Here is a 22,745-nt window from a genome sequence, read left to right on the forward strand (position 1 = left end):
CCCGGGCAGGCAAGACCTTACAGGTCGAGGATCAGGCGGGCCGGATCTTCGATCGCGTCCTTGATCGCCACCAGGCTCAGCACGGCTTCGCGGCCGTCGATGATGCGGTGGTCGTAGGACTGCGCCAGGTACATCATCGGGCGCACCACCACCTGGCCGTTCTCGACTACAGCACGCTCCTTGGTAGCGTGCATGCCGAGGATCGCGGACTGCGGCGGGTTGATGATCGGGGTCGACATCATCGAGCCGAAGGTACCGCCGTTGGAGATGGTGAAGGTACCGCCGGTCAGCTCTTCCACGGTCAGCTTGCCTTCCTGGGCACGCTTGCCGAAGTCGGCGATCTGCTTCTCGATCTCGGCCAGGGAGAGTTGGTCAGCGTTACGGATCACCGGCACCACCAAGCCGCGCGGGCTGCCCACGGCCACGCCGATGTCGAAGTAACCGTGATAGATGATGTCGTTGCCGTCGACCGAGGCATTCACGATCGGGTATTTCTTCAACGCGGCCACGGCAGCCTTCACGAAGAAGCCCATGAAGCCCAGCTTGATGCCGTGTTCCTTCTCGAAGCGGTCCTTGTACTTGTTGCGCAAGTCCATCACCGGCTTCATGTTCACTTCGTTGAACGTGGTCAGGATGGCGTTGGTCTGCTGGGAGAGCACCAGGCGCTCAGCCACACGCTGACGCAGACGCGACATCGGCACGCGCTGTTCCGGACGACCGGAGGTCAGGCTGGCCACGTTCACGGCCGGGGTGGAGGCCAGAGCGACACCGGCAGCCGGAGCGGTAGGAGCCACTACCGGGCCGGACTGGGCCGGAGCGGCAGCCGGCTTGGCAGCAGCGGCAGCCACATCTTCCTTCAGGATACGACCGTCACGGCCGGAGCCGCTCACGTCGGCCAGGTTCACGCCGGCTTCGGCGGCCAGCTTGGCGGCGGACGGCATGGCCGCGCCACCCGGTGCCGCGGCAGCAGCGGTCGGAGCTGCAGCCGCAGGGGCCGCAGCAGCGGCAGCCGGAGCAGCCTCACCCGCCTTGGCTTCGGTGTCGATCTGGGCAATCAGTTGGCCCGAGGTCACCGTGGCGCCGTCTTGCTCGATCAGTTTCACGATGACGCCGGCTTGCGGAGCCGGCAGTTCCAGCACGACCTTGTCGGTTTCCAGATCGATCAGGTTTTCGTCACGGTTGACGAACTCGCCGACCTTTTTGTGCCACGTCATCAGGGTGGCTTCGGAAACCGATTCCGGCAGCTGAGGAACTTTCACTTCGATCAACATTATTGTCTTCTCCGTTGACGGGGGGAGCCCTCCCCCCGTGTGCACTGTCAGGGTGTGTTATTTGTTCAGCGTCATTGCTTCGTCAAGGAAGTCCTTGAGCTGGGCAACGTGTTTGCTCATGTAGCCAACGGCGGGCGAGGCGGACGACGGGCGGCCGGCGAACGACAGCGTCTGCTTGGCGCCCAGAAGGCCCTCGAGACGATGGCGGATCTGATACCAGGCGCCCTGGTTGCGCGGCTCTTCCTGCACCCACATAACTTCTTTCAGCGCCGGGAACTTGGCCAGTTCGGCGGCGACCTGTTCGGTCGGGAACGGATAGAGCTGCTCGATGCGCACGATGGCGATGTCCTGCTCCAGCTCACGCTCCTTGCGGGCGTTGACCAGGTCGTAATACACCTGGCCGGCGCACAGCAGCACGCGCTTCACCTTCTTCGGATCCTGGATGCCGGCGTCTCCGATCACCGGGCGGAACGAACCCTGGGTCAGGGTCTCGACCGGGCTCATCGCGTCCTTGTAGCGCAGCAGGCGCTTGGACAGGAAGATCACCAGCGGCTTGCGATACGGGCGCAGCACCTGGCGGCGCAGCACGTGGAACATCTGTGCGGCTTCGGACGGCATCACGATCTGGATGTTGTGCTCGGCACACAGTTGCAGCCAGCGCTCCAGACGGGCGGAAGAGTGCTCCGGCCCCTGACCGTCGTAGCCGTGCGGCAGGATAGTGGTCAGGCCAGACAGACGGCCCCACTTGGTTTCGCCGGAGGTGATGAACTGGTCGATGGCCACCTGGGCGCCGTTGGCGAAGTCGCCGAACTGGGCTTCCCAGATCACCAGCTGATCCGGAGCGGTGCAGGAATAGCCGTATTCGTAGGCCATTACCGCTTCTTCGTTCAGGATCGAGTCGATCACCAGGAACTCGCCCTGGTTGTCGGACATGTTGCGCAGCGGCACGTAGCTGCCCTGGTCCCAACGCTCGCGGTTCTGGTCATGCAGCACGGCGTGGCGGTGCGAGAAGGTACCGCGGCCGGAGTCTTCGCCGGAGATGCGCACGCCGAAGCCGTTGGTCACGAGAGAAGCGTACGCCACCGTTTCCGCCATGCCCCAGTCGACCGGCTGCTCGCCAGCGGCCATGGCGACGCGGGCGTTCAGCACCTTCTGCACCGTCGGATGCGGCTTGAAGCCTTCCGGTACCGTGGTGAACTTCTCGGTCAGGCGCTGGATATCGGCCAGCGGCAGCGAGGTGTCGGTCGGGTGAGCCCAGTGGGTACCCAGGTACGGGGTCCAGTCCAGCGCGTGTTCGCGGCGATAGTTGGTCAGCACGGTCTGCTCGACGTGCTCGCCCTTGTCCAGCGCGTCACGGTAGGCGCGGATGAAACCGTCCGCCTCTTCCGCGCTCAACACGCCTTCGGCCACCAGGCGTTCGGCGTACATGGCACGCACGCCGGCATGCTTGGCGATCTTTTTGTACATCATCGGCTGGGTCAGGAACGGGTCATCGCCCTCGTTGTGGCCCAGCTTGCGGTAGCACACCAGATCGATCACCACGTCCTTCTGGAAGGTCATGCGGTAGTCGAGTGCCGCCTGCATCACGTAGCACACGGCTTCCGGGTCGTCGCCGTTGACGTGGAAGATCGGTGCTTCGACCATCTTCGCCACGTCGGTACAGTACAGCGTGGAGCGCATGTCGCGGGTGTCGGAGGTAGTGAAGCCGACTTGGTTGTTGATGATGATGTGGATGGTGCCGCCGGTACCGTAGCCGCGCGTCTGCGACAGGTTGAAGGTCCCCTGGTTGACGCCAAGGCCGGCGAAGGCCGAGTCACCGTGGATCAGCACCGGAACCACCTGCTTGCGGGCGCTGTCCTTGCGGCGATCCTGACGGGCACGAACCGAACCTTCCACCACCGGGTTGACGATTTCCAGGTGCGACGGGTTGAACGCCAGCGAGACGTGCATCGGACCATCGGCGGTCGGGATGTCGCTGGAGAAGCCCATGTGGTACTTCACGTCGCCGGAGGCCAGTTGCGTCATGGCCTTGCCTTCGAACTCGGCGAACAGGTCGCGCGGCAGCTTGCCCAGCGTGTTCACCAGCACATTCAGACGACCACGGTGGGCCATGCCGATGATCAGTTCCTGCACGCCCTGGCTGGTGCCGCTCTGGATCAGGTGATCCAGCGCGGCGATGGTGGATTCGCCGCCTTCCAGCGAGAAGCGCTTCTGGCCAACGTAACGGGTGTGCAGGTAGCGCTCCAGCGTCTCGGCAGCCGTGATCTGCTTGAAGATGCGCTTTTTCTTGTCGCTGTCGTAACGCGGCGTCGACAGGTCCCCCTCGAAGCGCGTCTGCACCCAGTGCTTTTCGGTCGAGGTGGTGATGTGCATGTACTCGAGGCCGATGTTGCCGCAGTAGGTCTGCTTCAGACGGGCCAGGATTTCGGACAGCGGCAGTTTCTTCGGGCCGACCAGCGAGCCGGCGTTGAACAGCACCGCCATGTCGGCGTCAGTCAGGCCGTGCGTGGCCGGATCGAGCTCGCGGATGGTGGCCTGATCCATGCGCTTGAGCGGATCGAGGTTGGCCTGGCGCGAGCCGAGCACGCGGTAGGCCGAGATCAGCTTGAGCACGGCGACCTGCTTCTGCATCGACTCCCAATCCGTGGCCGCGCTGCTGCGCTGGCCCAGTGCCGGCTTCTTGGCCAGCTGGATGAAGGATTCCTGGATAGGCTGGTGCGGCACGTCACGCTCGGCGGCGCCCGGAGCCTGTGCCAGCTTGTCGAAGTAGCTGCGCCACTCGCTCGACACCCCGTTCGGATCCGCGAGGTACTGTTCGTACAGCTCCTCGATGAACGGTGCATTCCCACCGAACAGGTAGGAATGACTGTACATGGATTGCATCATTGTTCGACCCTTTATTTTGTCTGTGTTGCTGTGTTGCTCGGTTAGACCTGCAACGCCCGGTGCCGCTGACGTTACAAAAGCACTGGGGAAATGGCGCATCGGCAAGCCGATCTCCATTGCCGCAAGGCTCGTGTCGCCACGTTGCTACGGAATTTCCACTCTGCCGGAAGAGAAGTTGGCCGAAGAATGCTTCGGCCAACTTCTCACCTAGCGATGACTCAGCGCTGTTCGACCGCGATGTAATCGCGACGTTCTGCGCCGGTGTACAGCTGGCGCGGACGGCCGATCTTCTGCTGCGGATCGGAGATCATCTCGTTCCAGTGGCTGATCCAGCCCACGGTACGTGCCAGCGCGAAGATCGGGGTGAACATCGACACCGGGATACCGATGGCCGACAGCACGATACCCGAGTAGAAGTCCACGTTCGGGTACAGCTTGCGCTCGATGAAGTACGGATCGGACAGGGCGATCTTCTCCAGCTCCATGGCCAGCTTGAACTTCGGATCGTTGTGCAGACCCAGTTCGTTCAGTACTTCGTCGCAGGTCTGCTTCATGATCTTGGCGCGCGGGTCCATGTTCTTGTACACGCGGTGGCCGAAGCCCATCAGCTTGTAGCGCTTGTCCTTCACGCCCTGCATGAAGTCGGCCACGTTGTCCACGCTGCCGATCTCGTCCAGCATCTTCAGCACGGCTTCGTTGGCACCACCGTGGGACGGACCCCACAGGCAGGCGATACCGGCGGCGATACACGCGAACGGGTTGGCACCCGACGAACCGGCCAGACGCACGGTCGAGGTCGACGCGTTCTGCTCGTGGTCGGCGTGCAGGGTGAAGATGCGGTCCAGCGCGCGGGCGGTAATCGGGTTCACCTTGTACTCTTCGCACGGGGTCGAGAACATCATGTGCAGGAAGTTCTCGGCGTAGGACAGGCCGTTCTTCGGATAGGAGAACGGCAGACCCTTGTTGTAGCGGAAGGCCTGAGCAGCGATGTTCGGGATCTTGGCGATCAGGCGATGCGCCGACACTTCGCGGTGGTGCGCGTCGTTGATGTCCAGCGAATCGTGGTAGAACGCCGACAAGGCACCGACCACACCAACCATTACCGCCATCGGGTGAGCATCGCGGCGGAAGCCCTTGAACACGGTCAGGATCTGATCGTGCAGCATGTTGTGACGCAACACCTTGCGGTCGAAATCGGCCTTCTGCTCGGCGGTCGGCAGTTCGCCGTTCAGCAGCAGGTAGCAGACTTCCAGGTAGTCGCTCTTCTCGGCCAGTTGCTCGATCGGGTAACCGCGGTAGTACAGCTGGCCCAGGTCACCGTCAATGAACGTGATCTTGGATTCGCAGCTGGCGGTCGCCAGGAAACCCGGGTCAAAGGTAAACATCCCGGTCTTGCCAAAAGAACGGATGTCCACCACGTCCGGACCCAGCGTGCCTTCCAGCACCGGCAGTTCCAGAGCGTCTTTTCCTTCGTTGTAAGTGAGCGTCACTTTACGGTTGCTTTCCACAGCAATTCTCCCAGTCTGGTTTATGGTCGTTGTAATCGGTGCGCCTTGCAGGCCGGCCGTCAGATCGCCCTCAGGATCTCCACGATCTGCATGATGGAGGGATCGTCGAGGTCCGTCTTGCCGTTGACGACATCCAGAAAATCATTATCAGGCAGTTCGAGGAGCGCCTTGTAGGCGGACATCTCCGCCGGGGAGAGCGAATCGAAGCGCTGGGCGAGGAATCGCTCCAGCACCAGATCCAGCTCCAAGAGCCCCCGACGGGAATGCCAACGGATCCGTTTCAGTTCGACCGGATCAAAGTCGGTCATACCGCACGCCTTACCATCAGATCCTTGATCTTGCCGATCGCCTTGGTCGGGTTGAGACCCTTCGGGCAGACGTCGACACAGTTCATGATGGAGTGGCAACGGAACAGACGGTACGGATCTTCCAGGTTATCCAGACGCTCGCTGGTCGCTTCATCGCGGGTATCCGCAATGAAACGGTAGGCGGCCAGCAGGCCGGCCGGGCCGACGAACTTGTCCGGGTTCCACCAGAACGACGGACACGACGTCGAGCAGCACGCGCACAGGATACACTCGTACAGGCCGTCCAGCTCCTTGCGGTCTTCCGGCGACTGCAGGCGCTCGCGCTCAGGACGCGGGCTGTCGTTGACCACGTACGGCTTGATCGAGTGGTACTGCTTGAAGAACTGGGTCATGTCCACGATCAGGTCGCGGATCACCGGCAGGCCAGGCAACGGACGCAGCGTGATCGGTTCCGCCAGGTCGGCGATATCGGTGATGCAGGCCAGGCCGTTCTTGCCGTTGATGTTCATGGCGTCGGAACCGCAAATGCCTTCGCGGCAGGAGCGGCGGAACGACAGGGTGTCGTCCATGGTCTTCAGCTTCACGATGACGTCCAGCAGTTTCACGTCGTTCGGGCCGATTTCGACCTCGTAATCCTGCATGTACGGCTTGGCGTCCTTGTCCGGATCGTAGCGGTAAATGGAAAAACGCATTTTCTTCATGTTGAATCTCCGTCTGCCGCTTAGAAAGTACGCTCTTTCGGCGGGATGTAGTCCACCGACAACGGCTTGGTGTGCACCGGCTTGTAGCTCAGGCGACGTTCGTCACCGTAGTACAGGGAATGCTTCATCCAGACCTCGTCGTCGCGGTTCGGGAAGTCGGCGTGGGCGTGGGCGCCACGGGACTCCTTGCGCGCGTCGGCGGCGATCAGGGTCGCCACGGCGACTTCGATCAGGTTTTCCAGTTCCAGTGCTTCGACGCGGGCCGTGTTGAAGACCTTGGACTTGTCCTTGATCTGGGTGCGCTTCACACGCTCGGCCACCTGCTGGATTTCCGTCACGCCCTTGGACAGGTTGTCCGCGTTGCGGAACACGGCAGCACGAGCCTGGACGGTGCGCTGCATCGCGGTGCGCACGTCGGCCACTTCTTCGCCGTTGGTCTGACCGTCGAGACGGGCGATACGCGCCAGCGAGCGATCGGCAGCGTCGGCCGGCAGATCCTTCCAGGTCGGCATCTCGTTCTTGATGTACTCGACCATGCTGTCACCGGCCGACTTACCGAATACCACCAGATCGAGCAGCGAGTTGGTGCCAAGGCGGTTGGCGCCGTGCACCGAGGCGCAGGCACATTCGCCGGCAGCAAAGAAGCCGTTGACGCGGGATTCGGGGTTGTCTCCCTGCGGGATCACCACTTCGCCACGGTAGTTGGTCGGAATACCGCCCATCATGTAGTGGCAGGTCGGGATGACCGGGATCGGCTCCTTGATCGGGTCGACGCCGGCGAACTTGATGGCGATCTCGCGGATACCCGGCAGACGCTGCTTGATGATGTCCGGGCCGAGATGATCCAGCTTGAGCAGTACGTAGTCCTTGTTCGGACCGCAGCCACGACCTTCCAGCACTTCCTGCTCCATCGAGCGGGCGACGAAGTCACGCGGAGCCAGGTCTTTCAGGTTCGGCGCGTAGCGCTCCATGAAGCGTTCGCCGTTGGAGTTCAGCAAGATACCGCCTTCGCCGCGCACACCTTCGGTGATCAGCACGCCGGCACCGGCTACGCCGGTCGGGTGGAACTGCCAGAATTCCATGTCTTCCAGCGGAATGCCGGCACGCACGCACATACCCAGGCCGTCGCCGGTATTGATGAAGGCGTTGGTCGACGCGGCGTAGATACGGCCGGCACCGCCGGTGGCGAACAGCACCGCCTTGGCGTGCAGGATGAACACTTCGCCGGTTTCCATTTCCAGCGCGGTCACGCCGACCACGTCGCCGTCGGCGTCGCGGATCAGGTCCAGCGCCATCCACTCGACGAAGAACTGGGTATTGGCGCGCACGTTACGCTGATACAGCGTGTGCAACATGGCATGGCCGGTACGGTCGGCCGCGGCACAGGCGCGCTGCACCGGGGTCTGGCCATTGTTTTGGGTATGGCCGCCAAACGGGCGCTGGTAGATCTTGCCGTTTTCCAGACGGTCGAACGGCATGCCGAAGTGCTCGAGCTCGATTACGGCCTCGGGCGCCTTGCGGCACATGAATTCGATGGCATCCTGGTCGCCCAGCCAGTCCGACCCCTTCACGGTGTCGTACATATGCCATTCCCAACGGTCTTCCTGCACGTTGCCGAGCGAGGCGGAAATGCCACCCTGCGCCGCAACCGTGTGCGAACGGGTCGGGAATACTTTGGACAGCACGGCCGTTTTCAGGCCGGACTCCGACAATTGCAGGGCCGCACGCAGACCTGCGCCACCGCCGCCAACGATGACAGCATCAAACCGACGAACAGGTACGCCCATTACAGCCCCCATACCACTTTAATCGAATAAATAACACAGGACACCAGCCATACCAGCGTGAGCACGTGCAGCGTCAGACGCACGCCCACCGGCTTGATGTAGTCCATCCACAGGTCACGGATACCAACCCAGGCGTGCATGAACACGGCCAAGAGGGTGGTCTGGGTCAGCACCTGCACCCAGGTCTGGCCGAAGAATGCTTTCCAGCCTTCATAGCTGGACGGCATGGCCAACAGGAACAACACCAGCGCGAAGGTGTAGATCGCCATGATCACGGCAGTGACGCGCTGCAGAACCCAGTCGCGCAGACCGTAATGAGCGCCGACGACGATGCGGTTTACCATAGAACGACCCCCAGGATGACAGTCAGGGCAAGACTGATAACGATCACGGACTTGGCGGTAGCACGAGCGGTTTGCAGCTCGAGGCCTTTGTGCACATCCAGGAACAGGAAGCGAATGCCAGCGCAGAAATGGTGCATGAAGGCCCACAGCAGACCAATCAGAACCAGCTTCATCAGGGGGTGGGAGACCACGGCACGGTAAGCATCGAATGCTTCAGCCGAACTGAGGGTTCCGTGGAGGAGGTAAATCAAGAGAGGGAGAGAAAAGAACAGCGCGACACCGCTGATCCGGTGCAAGATCGAGACGATACCCGGGATGGGTAGCCTGATCTTGGCCAGATCCAAGTGCTTTGGTCGTTGCTTCTGCATATGGCTTCCTTGGATGCTTTTTTTAACCAAGTGGTTATACCGTGGCTTCATGACTGAAGCCGCCCAGTGACGATCGCATTTTGTTTTGTAAAGCGCACGACCGTCGATTCGACTCTCACGCTGCACCCCACTGCGTCGACTCGCTTGCTGCAGGTGCAACATGAACCCGGAATTTTATCAAAAACCCTCACCGGCTTGGCCGGTTTTTACAAAATCCTGTCGTTTTTACCCAATTATGGGATCTGCGGCCCACCACAAGAAATCCCTGCTTCGCCGTTGATCTAGGGCGTGACGACATAGGCGAATTGCTGCGTCAAGCAGTAACGCTGACGCCACTCGACCGGCTCTCCGGTCATCGACACCGACAGGCGCAGCAGCGACAAGGCCGGCACCTCGATGCTGGTCACCTGCCCTAGCAGCGAGGCCTCTTCCCGGGGCAGAAGCTCGGCCCGAAACTGCACCGACTTCACCATCACCCTGACCCCGTAGCGACGCTGTAGTGTGGCGTACACCCCGCCACCGAACTGCCGCAGCCATCGGGCGTCGAGCCCTTCGAATTTTTCGCACGACAGGTAGGCATCGTCGAGCGCGATCGGCTGCCCCTGATAGCGCCACAACTGCCTCAATCGCCATAGCGGTTCGCCACGACGCAACCCGAGCGCCTCGGCCATCTCTACCGAGGCGTTGGCACGGGAACAACTCAGCAGTTCGACCAGAGGAGCGGCACCACCCGCCCCCATTGCACCTGGGGCGCCGAGCAAAGCATCGCCCCAATCGCTGACGGACTCGGCGACGAATGTTCCCCTGCCTTGCTGGCGGTACAGAACTTCATCCTGGACCAGTTCGGTCAAGGCGCGGCGGATGGTGCCCTGGCTAACCGACAACTCTTCAGCCAAGTCCCACTCGCTGGGCAGCGCCTCGTCCACTTGCCACTCGCCGTCGTTGATTCGCCGCAGCAGGAGCGACTTGATTTGTTCATACAACGGCCGGCGGCGGAGCTGGTTGCGATTCATGTTGTGTACTTTTTATCACCAAACAAATCAAGCGTAAATAGAAGTCTTATATAAGACATAAGTCATTATCGATGATATCAGAAAAAGTGATGGGGAATCCACGGCCACAAGCGCCGGACCTCGTGGTAGACTTCTTGGTCGCAGCCATTTATTGCGCAGCAACATCCCCTCACATCTCACGTCGAATAAAGGAGTGCCTCCTGATGAAAGCCCCTGTACGCGTTGCCGTGACCGGTGCAGCCGGCCAGATTGGTTATAGCCTGCTGTTCCGCATTGCCAGCGGTGAAATGCTCGGTAAAGACCAGCCCGTCATCCTGCAACTTCTGGACCTGCCGCAGGCCCAGACCGCCGTCAAAGGCGTGATGATGGAACTGGAAGACTGCGCCTTCCCGCTGCTGGCCGGCATGATCGCCACCGACGACCCGAACGTGGCTTTCAAGGACGCCCAGGTTGCCCTGCTGGTCGGCGCCCGTCCGCGCAGCAAAGGCATGGAACGCAAGGACCTGCTGGAAGCCAACGGCGCCATCTTCACCGTTCAGGGCAAGGCACTGAACGATCATGCCGACCGCAACGTAAAAGTGCTGGTCGTCGGCAACCCGGCCAACACCAACGCCTACATCGCCATGAAGAGCGCTCCGGACCTCGATCCGAAAAACTTCACCGCCATGTTGCGCCTTGACCACAACCGCGCCCTGTCGCAGCTCGCGGCCAAGACCGGTACCGCCGTCTCCGACATCGAGCACATGCTGGTCTGGGGCAACCACTCCCCGACCATGTACGCCGACTACCGCTTCGCCACCGTGAACGGCGAATCGCTCAAGGCCAAGATCAACGACGAAGCCTGGAACCGCGATGTGTTCCTGCCGACCGTGGGCAAGCGCGGCGCCGCCATCATCGAAGCACGCGGCCTGTCGTCGGCCGCCTCGGCTGCCAACGCCGCCATCGACCACATCCATGACTGGGTGCTGGGCACCAACGGCAAGTGGGTAACCATGGGCATCCCGTCCGACGGCTCCTACGGCATTCCGGAAGGCGTCATGTACGGCTTCCCGGTTGTGTGCGAAAATGGCGAATACACGATTGTTCAAGGCCTTGAGATCGACGAGTTCAGCCGCGAACGCATGAACCTGACCCTGGCCGAACTGGAAGAAGAGCGCGCGGGCGTTGCCCATCTGCTCTGATAGCATTAGCCCGGTTCATGCAAAAGCGCACCGCGAGGTGCGCTTTTTGTCTTTGATCGGGCCTGCATTTTCTGTTTTTACGTATAGCGAATTGGGAGTTGTTGAGATGATCGAAGTCGAAGTTCTGAACCAGATCGACGCCAAGATTGCAGATCTGGCGAGCCGTGCCACCGCCATTCGGGGGTATCTTTGACTACGACGGCAAATGTGACCGTCTGGAAGAAGTCGTCCGTCTGACCGAAGACCCCGACGTCTGGAACGACCCCAAGCGCGCCCAGGATCTAGGCCGCGAACGCAAGCAACTGGAAGACGTGGTGCTGGTCATCGACCGCATCAGCGGCGCAGTCAACGACAGCCGCGATCTGTTCGACATGGCGCGCGAAGAAAACGACGCCGACACCATTCTCGCGGTGCAGGACGACCTGGCCGAGGCAGAGGCCAAATTGGCCCAGCTCGAATTCCGCCGCATGTTCCACGATCCGATGGACCCGAACAACTGCTTCCTGGACATCCAGGCCGGCGCCGGCGGCACCGAGGCACAAGACTGGGCCGGCATGCTGCTGCGCATGTACACCCGCTACGCCGAGCGCAAAGGCTTCAGGGTCGAAATCCTGGAAGAATCCGAGGGCGAAGTGGCCGGCATCACCAGCGCCACGCTGAAGATCAGTGGCGAATACGCCTACGGCCTGCTGCGCACCGAAGTCGGCGTGCATCGCCTGGTACGCGTCTCGCCGTTCGACTCCAACGCCCGCCGCCATACCTCGTTCTCCTCGGTATTCGTCTACCCGGAAGTGGACGACTCGTTCGTGATCGAGATCAACCCGGCCGACCTGCGCGTGGACACCTACCGCGCCTCCGGCGCCGGCGGCCAGCACATCAACAAGACCGACTCGGCGGTGCGCATCACGCACAACCCGACCGGCATCGTGGTGCAGTGCCAGAACGACCGTTCTCAACACCGCAACCGCGACGAAGCGATGCAGATGCTGCGCGCCAAGCTCTACGAACTGGAGCTGAAAAAGCGCAACGAAGCCAAGCAGGCGCTGGAAGACACCAAGACCGACGTGGGCTGGGGCCACCAGATCCGCTCCTACGTCTTCGACCAGTCGCGCATCAAGGATCTGCGCACCAGCTACGAGGTCGGCAACATCAAGTCCGTGATGGACGGCGACCTCGACGGCTTCATCGAAGAAAGCCTCAAGCAGGGCGTCTAAGCCCGCCTTGCTGACGGGGCGGAACCGCACCCTCCGCCCCAGATAAAAGATTGCCATTGGAGTCACTATGTCAGAACACGAACAAACTGCCCCCGCCCTCGATGAAAACCAGATCATGGCGGAACGCCGCCAGAAGCTGAAGGCCATCCGCGAACAGGGCGTCGCCTTCCCCAACGACTTCCGCCGTAGCCACATGGCGCGCCAACTACACGATGCGCACGACGATAAGGAGCGCGAACAGCTGGAAGGCGAACAGATCGAGGTGGCGGTGGTCGGCCGGATGATGCTCAAGCGCGTCATGGGCAAGGCCAGCTTCGCCACGCTGCAGGACGGCAGCGGCCGCATCCAGATCTTCGTATCGAACGACAAGACCGGCCTCGAGCAGCATGACCAGTTCAAGCACTGGGACATGGGCGACATCGTGGCGGCCCGCGGCACGCTGTTCAAGACCAAGACCGGCGAACTGACCGTGCAGGCCAACGAAGTGCGCCTGCTGTCAAAGAGCATCCGCCCGCTGCCGGAGAAATTCCACGGTCTGACCGACCAGGAACAGAAGTACCGCCAGCGTTACCTCGACCTGATCATGAACGAGCAGTCGCGTGACGTGTTCACCAAGCGCTCGCAGATCGTCCAGGGCATCCGCTCCTACATGGTGGACGAAGGCTACCTGGAAGTCGAAACGCCGATGATGCACCCGATTCCGGGCGGTGCCACGGCCAAGCCGTTCGTCACGCACCACAACGCGCTCGACATGCCGCTCTACCTGCGCATCGCCCCCGAGCTGTACCTGAAACGCCTGGTAGTCGGCGGCCTGGAACGCGTGTTCGAGATCAACCGCAACTTCCGCAATGAAGGGATGAGCACGCGTCACAACCCCGAATTCACCATGATGGAGTTCTACGAGGCCTACTCGGACTACCAGCGCATGATGGAAATGACCGAGGGCGTGATCCAGAAGCTGGCGAAGGACATTCTCGGCACGCTGCACATCCAGTACCAGGGCAAGACGGTCGACCTGTCGAAATTCGAACGCCTGACCATCGTCGGCGCCATCAAGAAGTACAACCCGCACTACAGTGACGAGCAACTCCACGACCGCGCCTGGCTGAAGGAAGAGATCGCCCGCCTCGGCGGCAAGCCGGTACTGACCGACGGCATCGGCGGCCTGCAGCTGTCGCTGTTCGAAGAATGCGCCGAGAGCCAGCTATGGAATCCGACCTTCATCGTCGACTACCCGGTGGAAGTGTCGCCGCTGGCGCGCGGTTCGGACAAGCATGCCGGTATCACCGAGCGTTTTGAGCTGTTCGTGGTCGGCCGCGAGCTGGCCAACGGCTACTCGGAGTTGAATGATCCGGAAGACCAGGCCGCCCGTTTCCTGGCCCAGGTTCAGCAGAAGGACGCCGGTGACGACGAGGCGATGCACTACGACGCCGACTACATCCGCGCACTGGAATTCGGCTTGCCACCGACAGGTGGCTGCGGCATCGGCATCGACCGCCTGGTAATGCTGCTGACCGATAGCCCATCGATCCGCGATGTCATCCTGTTCCCGCAGATGCGTGCGGAGTAAAGACCGGAAAAGTACGAGAACTGTTGTAGGTTTGCAGAGTTGATGCAAATTTTCAGCGGATAGCTGAAAAATCCCGATGTCGGAAGAGTAAGGCCCAGCCAGACATGGCTGGGCTTTTTTGTTTTTAAGTGCGTCACGGCTGGGTTTTTATCCGGTTACCCGGAGCCCATGAATAAAAAAAGTTGGCCGAAGACACGCTTCGGCCAACCTTGGCAACCAACTGCAGAGCCGCCCTATCAGGCGCTGGAGGTGAGTCGCTCCGGCAGCAGGACGCCCTTCTCCAGCAGCCTCTCGAACTCCTTGGCCGGGACTGGTTTCGCCAGCAGGTAACCCTGGGCGGCATGGCAGCCCTCGCGGTCGAGGAACTTCCATTGTTCGATGGTTTCCACCCCCTCCGCAATCACCGTCATGTTGAGGTTCTTGGCCATGTTGATGATGGCGCGGGCAATGGCCGAATCGTCCGCATCCATCGGAATGTCACGCACGAAGGAACGGTCGATCTTCAGCTTGTCCGCCTTGAAACGCTTAAGGTAGGACAGACTGGAGTAGCCAGTACCAAAGTCGTCGATGGAAAGCTGCAGCCCCATGCTCTTGATGCGGTCGATGGTATGGATGGTGGTTTCGACATCGTCCATGATCACGCTCTCGGTCACCTCGACGTCCAGATCGCTACCCACCAGCCCGTGCGCCGATAGTGCCCGCTGCAGGTGTACGGCCAGGTCCTGCTGCCTGAACTGCAGCGTGGACAGGTTGACCGCCAGCGAGATGCGCGGCAGTCCCTGGCGGCGCCACTGCGCCAGCTGACGGCAGGCCTCCTGGATCACCCAGTTGCCGATCTGGACGATGAAGCCCCGCTCCTCGGCGACCTCGATGAAGCGTACCGGCCCCAGCAGGCCCAGCTCGGGGTGCTGCCAGCGAATCAACGCCTCGGCACCGATGATTTCCCCCGTCTTCAGGTCGACCTGCGGCTGGTAGTGCAACACGAACTCGTCGCGATCCAGCGCGTAGCGCAGCTGGCTCTCGATCTCGAGGATTTCCCGAGCCCGTGCATTGAGGTCGGCCGTGTAGAACTTGTAGCTGTTGCGACCGGCCGATTTGGCGTGGTACATCGCGGCATCAGCGTTGCGCACCAAGGTCTCGAAGTCACGGCCATCGTCCGGGAACACACTGATACCGATCGACGGCGTGATCGAGATCGAGTGGTTGAACAGTTCGACCGGCGGCTCAAGCACCTCGCGGATACGCTCGGCGGCCAGTGCCGCGCTACCCGGATCGGCGATCAGCGGCAGCAACACGATGAACTCGTCGCCGCCCTGGCGTGCCACCACTTCACCCGTCAGCAAGGTCGAGCGGATACGCTCTGCCAGCACCTGCAGCAAGGCGTCGCCCGCCGAATGGCCGAGCGACTCGTTGATGGTCTTGAAACGATCGAGGTCGAGCAGCAGCAGGGCCAGCCGCTCGTTGTCGCGCGTGGCGTTCTGGATCGCCAGCTCGACCCGATCCTGGATATGCGCGCGGTTGGGCAAGCCGGTCAGCACGTCGAAATGCGCCAGGAACTGGATGCGCTCGTCGGCGGCCTTGCGCTCGGACAGGTCGCTGAAAATCGCCACGTAATGGGTGATTTCGCCCACCGCATTGCGCACGGCGCTGATTGCCAGCCACTCAGGGTAGACCTCGCCGTTCTTGCGGCGATTCCAAAGCTCGCCCTGCCAGGAACCATGCTCGTTGATGGCACTCCACATCGCTTCGTAGAAGGTCTCGTCGTGACGGCCGGAAGACAGCATGTCCGGCTTCTGCCCCAGCACTTCCTGCTGGCCGAAGCCGGTGATCTGGCTGAACGCCCTGTTGACGCTGCGGATGCGCTTGTCCGCGTCGGTGATCATGATGCCCTCGACGGTGTTCTCGAACACCTTGGCCGCTAGCTGCATGCGCTCTTCGGCCACGCGCTTTTCGGAGATGTCGCGCACCATGCGCCATACCGCGTTGATGCGGCCGAAGGAATCCCGCATCGCCACGGTCTTGACGCTGACCGGCACCACGTTGCCGAAGCGGTTGATGTAGCTGGCCTCGAATTCATCGCAATAGCCGAAGCGCAGCACCTTGTTGTCGAGGTTGAAGCGCTCCATCCCCTCGCTCTCCGGCGCGATCAGCGACCAGAAGTTCTGCAGCTTGAGTTGGTCAAGGCTGTAGCACATCAGGTTGAGGAAAGCCGGGTTGGCATCGATCACCTGGCCGTCGAGCGAGCTGATCACGATGCCGTCTAGATTGGACCAAAACAGCTCGCGGTACTTGTTCTCGGAACGGCGCAAGGCATCCTCCACCTCACGCCTCCGGGCGATGTCCGACTCCAGCGCCAGGGTCTTGGCGCGCAATTCGTCGATCAGGCGCTTGAGTTCGGCTCGCGTCCACTCGAGGTGGCGCCCCAGCCGGCCGATCTCATCCTTGCGCTCCCAGAGAAAGGGGGTGTCGAGGTGCAATTCGGCCAGATGCGTCGCCTGCTCGGTCAGGGTGCGCATCGGCTTGAGGAAACGGGAATGCAGAATGCCGACGATCAGCAGAATGGACAGCCCCAGCTGGGCGAACAGGATCATCAACAGGTTCTTGAGCTGATTGCTCTGGGCGATGGTCAGGTGCTCAGTATCGAACTCGATGGTGACCTGGCCGATTTCCTCGCCACGGTAGATGACCGGTTTCTGGACGAAGGAGACGCCGCCGATGCGGCGCTCGCTACGCAGCGCGTAGAGGAAAACGGTGTTGGACTGGGTATCGGTCACCCGCACCGAAATGACGCGGCTGTCCTCCATCACCGAGGCGATCAGCGGACTACCGGCCTGTCGGCTGAGGTTCCACAGCGGCTCCTGCATGCCCAGCGCAACGATGTCGAGCAGACGGCGCTGATCGGTTTCCAGCTGCGCCACCATGTTGTCGCGCTGCAGACCGAACCCCAGCACGGTGATGATGGACGCAGGAATCAGCAGACCAAGAATAACGGCAACAAGCACCACCACCCGCAGCGAAAAGCGCGAAGCCACGGTCTGGTTAACGGCTGACTGGCGCGACGATGTCATGTTTTTCTGGTCCATCAAGCTCAAGCGGGGTCAGATCCCGGTATTTAATAGTTATCGACACGTTTACCTAATTCGAGAGGGAGTATACCCCTACCCGTCGATTGCCTTGCCTGTTTCACGCGCCTACAATCCGCAGAACTTATACCAAGGATAGGCAGTTCGAGCAAAGATGACACGACCACAGTATGACATGACGGTCAGCGCGCGCTGGATGATCACCGTCGAACGCGACGGCGAAGTGCTTGAAAATCATGCCATAGCCATCAAGAATGGCAGAATCGAGGCAATAATACCAGCCAACCAATTGACGGCGATTTCTGCGACACAACACGTCGATCTGCCGCACCATGTGCTGATGCCGGGCCTGATCAATCTGCACGGCCACTCGGCCATGACGCTGTTGCGCGGCCTGGCCGACGACAAGGCCCTGATGGACTGGCTGAACAACCATATCTGGCCGGCCGAGGGCAAGCATGTGCACGATGACTTCGTGTTCGACGGCGCACTGATCGCGATGGCGGAAATGATCCGGGGCGGCACCACCACCATCAACGACATGTATTTCTATCATGCCGCCATGGCCCGCGCCGGGCTAGCGTCCGGCATGCGCACCTTCGTCGGCTGCTCCATCCTGGAGTTCCCGACCAATTACGGCGCCAACGCCGACGATTACATCAGTAAAAGCCTGGCCGAGCGCCGCGAATTCCTGGGCGAGGAGCTGGTCACCTTCACCCTCGCGCCGCACGCCCCCTATACCGTTTCCGACGACACCTTCCGCAAGGTCGCGATGCTGGCCGAGCAGGAAGACATGCTGATCCACTGCCACATCCATGAAACGGCCGACGAAGTCGAGGGTAGCCTCAAGGAACGCCAGCAACGCCCTCTGGCGCGCCTGAAGGAGCTCGGTCTATTGTCTCCGCGTTTGATCGCCGCGCACATGGTGCACCTCAACGACGAGGAAATCGAGCTGGTGGCACGCCATGGCGTCTCGGTCGCCCACAACCCGGCCTCCAACATGAAGCTCGCCTCCGGCATCGCCCCGGTGAAGAAGATGCTGGATGCCGGCGTGACCGTCGGCATCGGCACCGATGGCGCGGCCTCCAACAACAAGCTCGACATGCTGGCCGACACCCGCCTGACCGCGCTGCTGGCCAAGGTGGGCACGCTCGACCCGACCGCCGTCCCCGCCGCCACCGCCATCCGCATGGCCACCCTCAACGGCGCCAAGGCGCTCGGCATCGACGACAAGGTCGGCAGCATCGCGATCGGCAAGCAGGCCGACCTGATCGCCCTCGACCTGTCCGCCATCGAGACCGCCCCGACATTCGACCCCATCTCGCACGTGGTCTATGCCGTCGGCCGCGAACAGGTGACGCACACCTGGGTCAAGGGCGAGACGCTGTTGAACAACCGCGTTCTGACCACGCTGGACGAAGCCGCCCTGATGACCAAGGCCGCCGACTGGCGCAACCGTATCCTGGCAAGGTAAAGCAGATGAGTAATGTCGACGAACTGGAACTGGACAAATTCAGCCAGCTGGCCCACAAGTGGTGGGACAAGGAAAGCGAATTCAAGCCGTTGCACGAGATCAATCCGCTCAGGCTCGGTTACATAGACGACCGCGCCGGACTCGCCGGCAAGACGGTGCTCGACGTCGGCTGTGGCGGCGGCATTCTGGCCGAAAGCATGGCACTGAAAGGCGCCAACGTCACCGGCATCGACCTCGCCAAGAAGTCGTTGAAGGTTGCCCAGCTGCACAGTCTCGAGTCCGGCGTCAGCGTCGACTACCGCTGCGTGGCAGTGGAAACGTTGGCCGAAGAACTGCCCGGTCACTTCGACGTGGTGACCTGCATGGAAATGCTGGAGCATGTGCCGGATCCGGAGAGCGTGGTGCGCAGCTGCTCGCGCCTGGTCAAACCGGGAGGCTGGGTGTTTTTTTCCACCCTCAACCGCAACGCCAAGTCCTACCTGCTGGCCGTTCTGGCTGCGGAGTACGTTCTCGGCATGCTACCGCGCGGCACCCACGAATACGGCCGCTTCATCAAGCCGTCGGAGCTCGGCCGCATCGCCCGCCATGCGGGACTCGAGCTCGAGGATATCTCCGGCATGAGCTATAACCCGCTGACCCGCACCTACGTGCTGGGCAACGACACCGGCGTCAACTACCTGATCGCCACCCGCCGTCCGCTCGCCTGACGCGACAAGGCCGCCCTCCCCCCACACGGGTAGCGGCGGCCTTGGTAAACAACCGACAACAAAAAACCCTTCGCCGTGCACCAGCGAAGGGTTCTTTATCAAGAAGACCAGCCGATTACTTCAGCTTGGTTTCTTTGTAGGTCACGTGTTTACGTGCAACGGGATCAAATTTCTTGATCTCCATCTTTTCCGGCATCGTGCGCTTGTTCTTCGTAGTGGTGTAGAAGTGGCCAGTGCCGGCGGTGGATTCCAGTTTAATCTTATCGCGCATGGTATACCTCAGTCGCTATCTTGATGAGCTGCTATCAGATCTCGCCGCGTGCGCGCAGATCGGCCAGGACAACTTCGATGCCCAGCTTGTCGATGGTACGCAGTGCAGCGTTGGATACGCGCAGACGCACCCAGCGGTTTTCGCTTTCTACCCAGAACTTGCGATATTGCAGGTTCGGCAGGAAACGACGTTTCGTCTTGTTGTTGGCGTGGGAAACATTGTTCCCGGTCATCGGACGCTTGCCGGTGACTTTGCAAACTCGCGCCATGGTTAAACTCCCAAAACCGGTAAAAGCTGGCTTTATAACATAGAAACAGGAAGATACGCAAGAAGAACCGTTGGCGCGGCACCTTGCTCTCATACCCAGAATGATTGCCTGGAATTATACCCGCATTCCACGGCGGCAGGCAGCAAAAATTGTCCGGCGCCACCTTGGCGGCACAACACCGCTTGCGCCACATGACGGTTCAACTCTCGTCCGTTTCAGGTTAAAATCCGGGATTCCGTTACAAGCGTGTTCCCATGACCAAGTACATCTTCGTCACCGGCGGCGTGGTGTCCTCCCTCGGCAAAGGCATTGCCGCGGCGTCTATCGCTGCCATCCTCGAGTCCCGTGGCCTGAAGGTCACCATGTTGAAGCTCGATCCCTACATCAACGTGGACCCGGGCACTATGAGCCCGTTCCAGCACGGCGAAGTGTTCGTGACCGAAGACGGCGCCGAAACCGATCTCGACCTTGGCCACTACGAGCGCTTCATCCACGCCAAGATGAAGAAGAGCAACAACTTCACCACCGGCCAGGTATACGAGTCCGTCATCACCAAGGAACGCCGCGGCGACTACCTTGGCGGTACCGTGCAGGTGATCCCGCACATCACCGACGAGATCAAGCACAAGGTCCACGAAGGCGCCGGCGATGCCGACGTCGCCATCGTCGAGATCGGGGGCACCGTGGGCGACATAGAGTCGCTGCCGTTCCTTGAAGCGATCCGCCAGCTGCGCTCCAACCTCGGGCGCAAGAACACGCTATACGTGCACCTATCCTACGTGCCGTTCATCGCGGCGGCCGGCGAGATCAAGACCAAGCCGACCCAGCACTCGGTGCGCGAGCTGCGCGAGATCGGCATCCAGCCGGACATCCTGCTGTGCCGCATGGACCGCGAGCTGCCTGAAGACGAAAAGCGCAAGATCGCCCTGTTCTGCAACGTCGAAGAAAATGCCGTGATCGGCTGCTACGACTCGGACAGCATCTACAAGGTGCCGAGCATGCTGCACGCGCAGGGCATCGACGACATCATCTGCGAACAGCTGCAGCTGGAACTGCCCAAGGCCGACCTGTCGGTATGGGACCGCATCGTCGACGCCATCGAGCACCCGGAACACGAGATCAACATCGCCATGGTCGGCAAGTACGTCGACCTGACCGAGTCGTACAAATCGCTGTCCGAAGCACTCAAGCACGCCGGCATCCACACCAAGAGCCAGGTCAACATCCATTACGTCGACTCGGAAGAAGTGGAGCGCGACGGCTGCGCCACGCTGAAAGGTATGGACGCGATCCTGGTGCCGGGCGGCTTCGGCAAGCGCGGCGTCGAGGGCAAGATCAAGGCGGTCAAGTTCGCTCGTGAAAACAAGATCCCGTATCTGGGCATCTGCCTCGGCATGCAGATCGCGCTGATCGAATACGCCCGCGACGTGGCCGGCCTCAAGGGCGCCAACTCCACCGAATTCGACCTCGAAACCGAATACCCGGTGGTCGCCCTCATCGACGAATGGGTCAACCACGACGGCAAGATCGAGAAGCGTGACGAGAACTCCAACCTGGGCGGCACCATGCGCCTGGGCGGGCAGGCCTGCGACCTGGAGCAGGGCTCGCTGGCGGCGCGCATCTACGGCGCCGAAAGCATCGTCGAGCGTCATCGCCATCGCTACGAAGTGAACAATTACTACGTGCCGCGACTCGAAGAAGCTGGCCTCACCATCAGCGGCCGCTCCGCCGGTCATGAAAAACTGGTGGAAACCATTGAGATCAAGGACCATCCGTGGTTCTTCGCCTGCCAATTTCACCCGGAATTCACCTCCACCCCGCGTGACGGCCACCCGCTGTTCATCGCTTACGTGAAGGCGGCGCTGGCTCACCAGCAAGGGAAGTAAACGATGCAACTGTGCGGATTTGAAGTCGGCCTCGACCAGCCGTTTTTCCTGATTGCCGGCACCTGCGTGATCGAGAGCGAGCAGATGGCGCTCGACACTGCCGGCCAGTTGAAGGAAATCACCAGCGCGCTGGGTATCCCGTTCATCTACAAGTCGAGCTACGACAAGGCCAACCGGTCGTCCGGCAAGTCGTTCCGTGGCCTCGGCATGGACGAAGGCCTGCGCATCCTGGCGGAGGTACGGCGCCAGATCGGCGTGCCGGTGCTGACCGATGTGCATACCGAAGCCGAGGTATCCCACGTGGCGGCCGTGGTCGACGTACTGCAGACACCGGCCTTCCTGGCGCGCCAGACTGACTTCATCCGTGCCGTGGCGCAAAGCGGCAAGCCGGTCAACATCAAGAAGGGCCAGTTCATGGCCCCTTCCGACATGAAGAACGTCATCGACAAGGCACGCGACGCCGCGCGCGAGGCGGGCCTGTCCGAAGACCGCTTCATGGCCTGCGAACGCGGCGCCTCGTTCGGCTACAACAATCTGGTGTCTGACATGCGCTCGCTTGCCATCATGCGCGAGACCGGCTGCCCGGTGGTATACGACGCGACCCACTCGGTGCAGCTGCCGGGCGGTCAGGGCACCGCCTCGGGAGGGCAGCGCGAGTTCGTGCCGGTGCTGGCGCGAGCCGCCGTCGCGGCCGGCATCGCCGGCATGTTCATGGAAACCCACCCCGACCCGAGCAAGGCACTGTCCGACGGCCCCAACGCCTGGCCGCTGGGCCGGATGCAGGAGCTGCTGGCCACGCTCAAGGGCATCGACGCGCTGGTCAAAGCAGGCCCGCTGCCAGAACAATCACTGTAACCATTTGACTACATTTCGGCCAACCATTACGGTTGGCCGAAGCATTTGCT

20 protein-coding genes are annotated in these 22,745 nt (G+C 61.4%); 8 read left to right on the forward strand and 12 right to left on the reverse strand.

The annotated features are described in order from the left end of the window. Positions 1–17 precede the first annotated feature (17 nt). Together odhB and FURADRAFT_RS05510 are read right to left on the reverse strand one after the other, a co-directional pair. On the reverse strand, positions 18–1,271 hold the full coding sequence (odhB, locus tag FURADRAFT_RS05505; protein WP_008953135.1) for a 2-oxoglutarate dehydrogenase complex dihydrolipoyllysine-residue succinyltransferase: 1,254 nt from the start codon (positions 1,269–1,271) through the stop codon (positions 18–20). Positions 1,272–1,328: 57 nt separating this feature from the next. Next, positions 1,329–4,157, reverse strand: a complete 2,829-nt coding sequence (locus tag FURADRAFT_RS05510; protein WP_008953136.1) for a 2-oxoglutarate dehydrogenase E1 component — start codon at positions 4,155–4,157, stop codon at positions 1,329–1,331. On the opposite strand from FURADRAFT_RS05510, the gene FURADRAFT_RS20460 reads away from it, so the two are divergent. Continuing rightward, positions 4,144–4,368 carry a hypothetical protein gene (locus tag FURADRAFT_RS20460; RefSeq protein ID WP_150105021.1) on the forward strand — a complete coding sequence of 75 codons (225 nt, stop codon included), beginning with the start codon at positions 4,144–4,146 and terminating at the stop codon, positions 4,366–4,368. The two genes, FURADRAFT_RS05510 and FURADRAFT_RS20460, sit on opposite strands and share 14 nt — an antisense overlap. A gap of 7 nt (positions 4,369–4,375) precedes the next feature. Here FURADRAFT_RS20460 and gltA read toward each other — a convergent pair whose 3' ends face one another. The 7 genes from gltA to FURADRAFT_RS05545 all read right to left on the reverse strand — a co-directional run bounded on the left by gltA (position 4,376) and on the right by FURADRAFT_RS05545 (position 10,186). Beyond that, complete coding sequence (gene gltA, locus FURADRAFT_RS05515) at positions 4,376–5,665, reverse strand: citrate synthase (protein ID WP_008953137.1); 1,290 nt, start codon at positions 5,663–5,665, stop codon at positions 4,376–4,378. A 59-nt stretch (positions 5,666–5,724) separates the two neighbouring features. Further along, complete coding sequence (locus FURADRAFT_RS05520; protein WP_008953138.1) at positions 5,725–5,973, reverse strand: FAD assembly factor SdhE; 249 nt, start codon at positions 5,971–5,973, stop codon at positions 5,725–5,727. Then, positions 5,970–6,674: a succinate dehydrogenase iron-sulfur subunit gene (locus FURADRAFT_RS05525; protein ID WP_008953139.1), complete on the reverse strand. Its 705-nt coding sequence runs from the start codon at positions 6,672–6,674 to the stop codon at positions 5,970–5,972. Before FURADRAFT_RS05525 ends, FURADRAFT_RS05520 begins: the two co-directional genes overlap by 4 nt. A 20-nt stretch (positions 6,675–6,694) precedes the next feature. Then, on the reverse strand, positions 6,695–8,461 hold the full coding sequence (gene sdhA / locus FURADRAFT_RS05530) for a succinate dehydrogenase flavoprotein subunit (RefSeq protein ID WP_008953140.1): 1,767 nt from the start codon (positions 8,459–8,461) through the stop codon (positions 6,695–6,697). Next, positions 8,461–8,805, reverse strand: coding sequence for a succinate dehydrogenase, hydrophobic membrane anchor protein (gene sdhD / locus FURADRAFT_RS05535; protein ID WP_008953141.1), 345 nt, complete (start codon positions 8,803–8,805; stop codon positions 8,461–8,463). Before sdhD ends, sdhA begins: the two co-directional genes overlap by 1 nt. After that, the gene (gene sdhC, locus FURADRAFT_RS05540) at positions 8,799–9,173 is read right to left on the reverse strand and encodes a succinate dehydrogenase, cytochrome b556 subunit (RefSeq protein ID WP_008953142.1); all 375 of its coding nucleotides are present in this window, start codon (positions 9,171–9,173) and stop codon (positions 8,799–8,801) included. Before sdhC ends, sdhD begins: the two co-directional genes overlap by 7 nt. A 281-nt stretch (positions 9,174–9,454) precedes the next feature. Next, positions 9,455–10,186 carry a GntR family transcriptional regulator gene (locus FURADRAFT_RS05545; RefSeq protein WP_008953143.1) on the reverse strand — a complete coding sequence of 244 codons (732 nt, stop codon included), beginning with the start codon at positions 10,184–10,186 and terminating at the stop codon, positions 9,455–9,457. Between the two features lie 203 nt (positions 10,187–10,389). On the opposite strand from FURADRAFT_RS05545, the gene FURADRAFT_RS05550 reads away from it, so the two are divergent. From FURADRAFT_RS05550 to lysS, 3 genes are all read left to right on the forward strand, one after another. After that, the gene (locus FURADRAFT_RS05550; protein ID WP_008953144.1) at positions 10,390–11,367 is read left to right on the forward strand and encodes a malate dehydrogenase; all 978 of its coding nucleotides are present in this window, start codon (positions 10,390–10,392) and stop codon (positions 11,365–11,367) included. A gap of 109 nt (positions 11,368–11,476) precedes the next feature. Next, a protein-coding gene (prfB, locus tag FURADRAFT_RS05555) for a peptide chain release factor 2 (RefSeq protein ID WP_150105029.1) occupies positions 11,477–12,581 on the forward strand; the annotation gives its coding sequence in 2 pieces (ribosomal slippage) (positions 11,477–11,557 and positions 11,559–12,581; 1,104 coding nt in all). Between the two features lie 67 nt (positions 12,582–12,648). Further along, positions 12,649–14,151 (forward strand): lysine--tRNA ligase, encoded by a 1,503-nt coding sequence (gene lysS / locus FURADRAFT_RS05560; RefSeq protein WP_008953146.1) that lies wholly within the window; start codon positions 12,649–12,651, stop codon positions 14,149–14,151. Between the two features lie 236 nt (positions 14,152–14,387). On the opposite strand, the gene FURADRAFT_RS05565 is transcribed toward lysS, so the two are convergent. Continuing rightward, the gene (locus FURADRAFT_RS05565; RefSeq protein WP_008953147.1) at positions 14,388–17,219 is read right to left on the reverse strand and encodes an EAL domain-containing protein; all 2,832 of its coding nucleotides are present in this window, start codon (positions 17,217–17,219) and stop codon (positions 14,388–14,390) included. A gap of 169 nt (positions 17,220–17,388) precedes the next feature. Between FURADRAFT_RS05565 and FURADRAFT_RS05570 the strand changes: the two genes are divergently transcribed. Both FURADRAFT_RS05570 and ubiG read left to right on the forward strand, forming a co-directional pair. Continuing rightward, positions 17,389–18,708 (forward strand): TRZ/ATZ family hydrolase, encoded by a 1,320-nt coding sequence (locus FURADRAFT_RS05570; RefSeq protein ID WP_008953148.1) that lies wholly within the window; start codon positions 17,389–17,391, stop codon positions 18,706–18,708. Between the two features lie 5 nt (positions 18,709–18,713). Continuing rightward, positions 18,714–19,415: a bifunctional 2-polyprenyl-6-hydroxyphenol methylase/3-demethylubiquinol 3-O-methyltransferase UbiG gene (ubiG, locus tag FURADRAFT_RS05575; RefSeq protein ID WP_008953149.1), complete on the forward strand. Its 702-nt coding sequence runs from the start codon at positions 18,714–18,716 to the stop codon at positions 19,413–19,415. 115 nt (positions 19,416–19,530) lie between these two features. Here ubiG and rpmG read toward each other — a convergent pair whose 3' ends face one another. Further along, positions 19,531–19,686: a 50S ribosomal protein L33 gene (gene rpmG / locus FURADRAFT_RS05580; protein WP_008953150.1), complete on the reverse strand. Its 156-nt coding sequence runs from the start codon at positions 19,684–19,686 to the stop codon at positions 19,531–19,533. A 34-nt stretch (positions 19,687–19,720) separates the two neighbouring features. Continuing rightward, complete coding sequence (gene rpmB, locus FURADRAFT_RS05585; RefSeq protein WP_008953151.1) at positions 19,721–19,954, reverse strand: 50S ribosomal protein L28; 234 nt, start codon at positions 19,952–19,954, stop codon at positions 19,721–19,723. A 254-nt stretch (positions 19,955–20,208) separates the two neighbouring features. Between rpmB and FURADRAFT_RS05590 the strand changes: the two genes are divergently transcribed. Then, complete coding sequence (locus tag FURADRAFT_RS05590; protein WP_008953152.1) at positions 20,209–21,840, forward strand: CTP synthase; 1,632 nt, start codon at positions 20,209–20,211, stop codon at positions 21,838–21,840. A 3-nt stretch (positions 21,841–21,843) separates the two neighbouring features. Next, positions 21,844–22,695 carry a 3-deoxy-8-phosphooctulonate synthase gene (kdsA, locus tag FURADRAFT_RS05595; protein WP_008953153.1) on the forward strand — a complete coding sequence of 284 codons (852 nt, stop codon included), beginning with the start codon at positions 21,844–21,846 and terminating at the stop codon, positions 22,693–22,695. Positions 22,696–22,745: the final 50 nt, after the last annotated feature.

The organism is Pseudogulbenkiania ferrooxidans 2002, from assembly GCF_000174355.1.
GTDB classification, from domain to species: Bacteria; Pseudomonadota; Gammaproteobacteria; order Burkholderiales; family Chromobacteriaceae; genus Pseudogulbenkiania; species Pseudogulbenkiania ferrooxidans.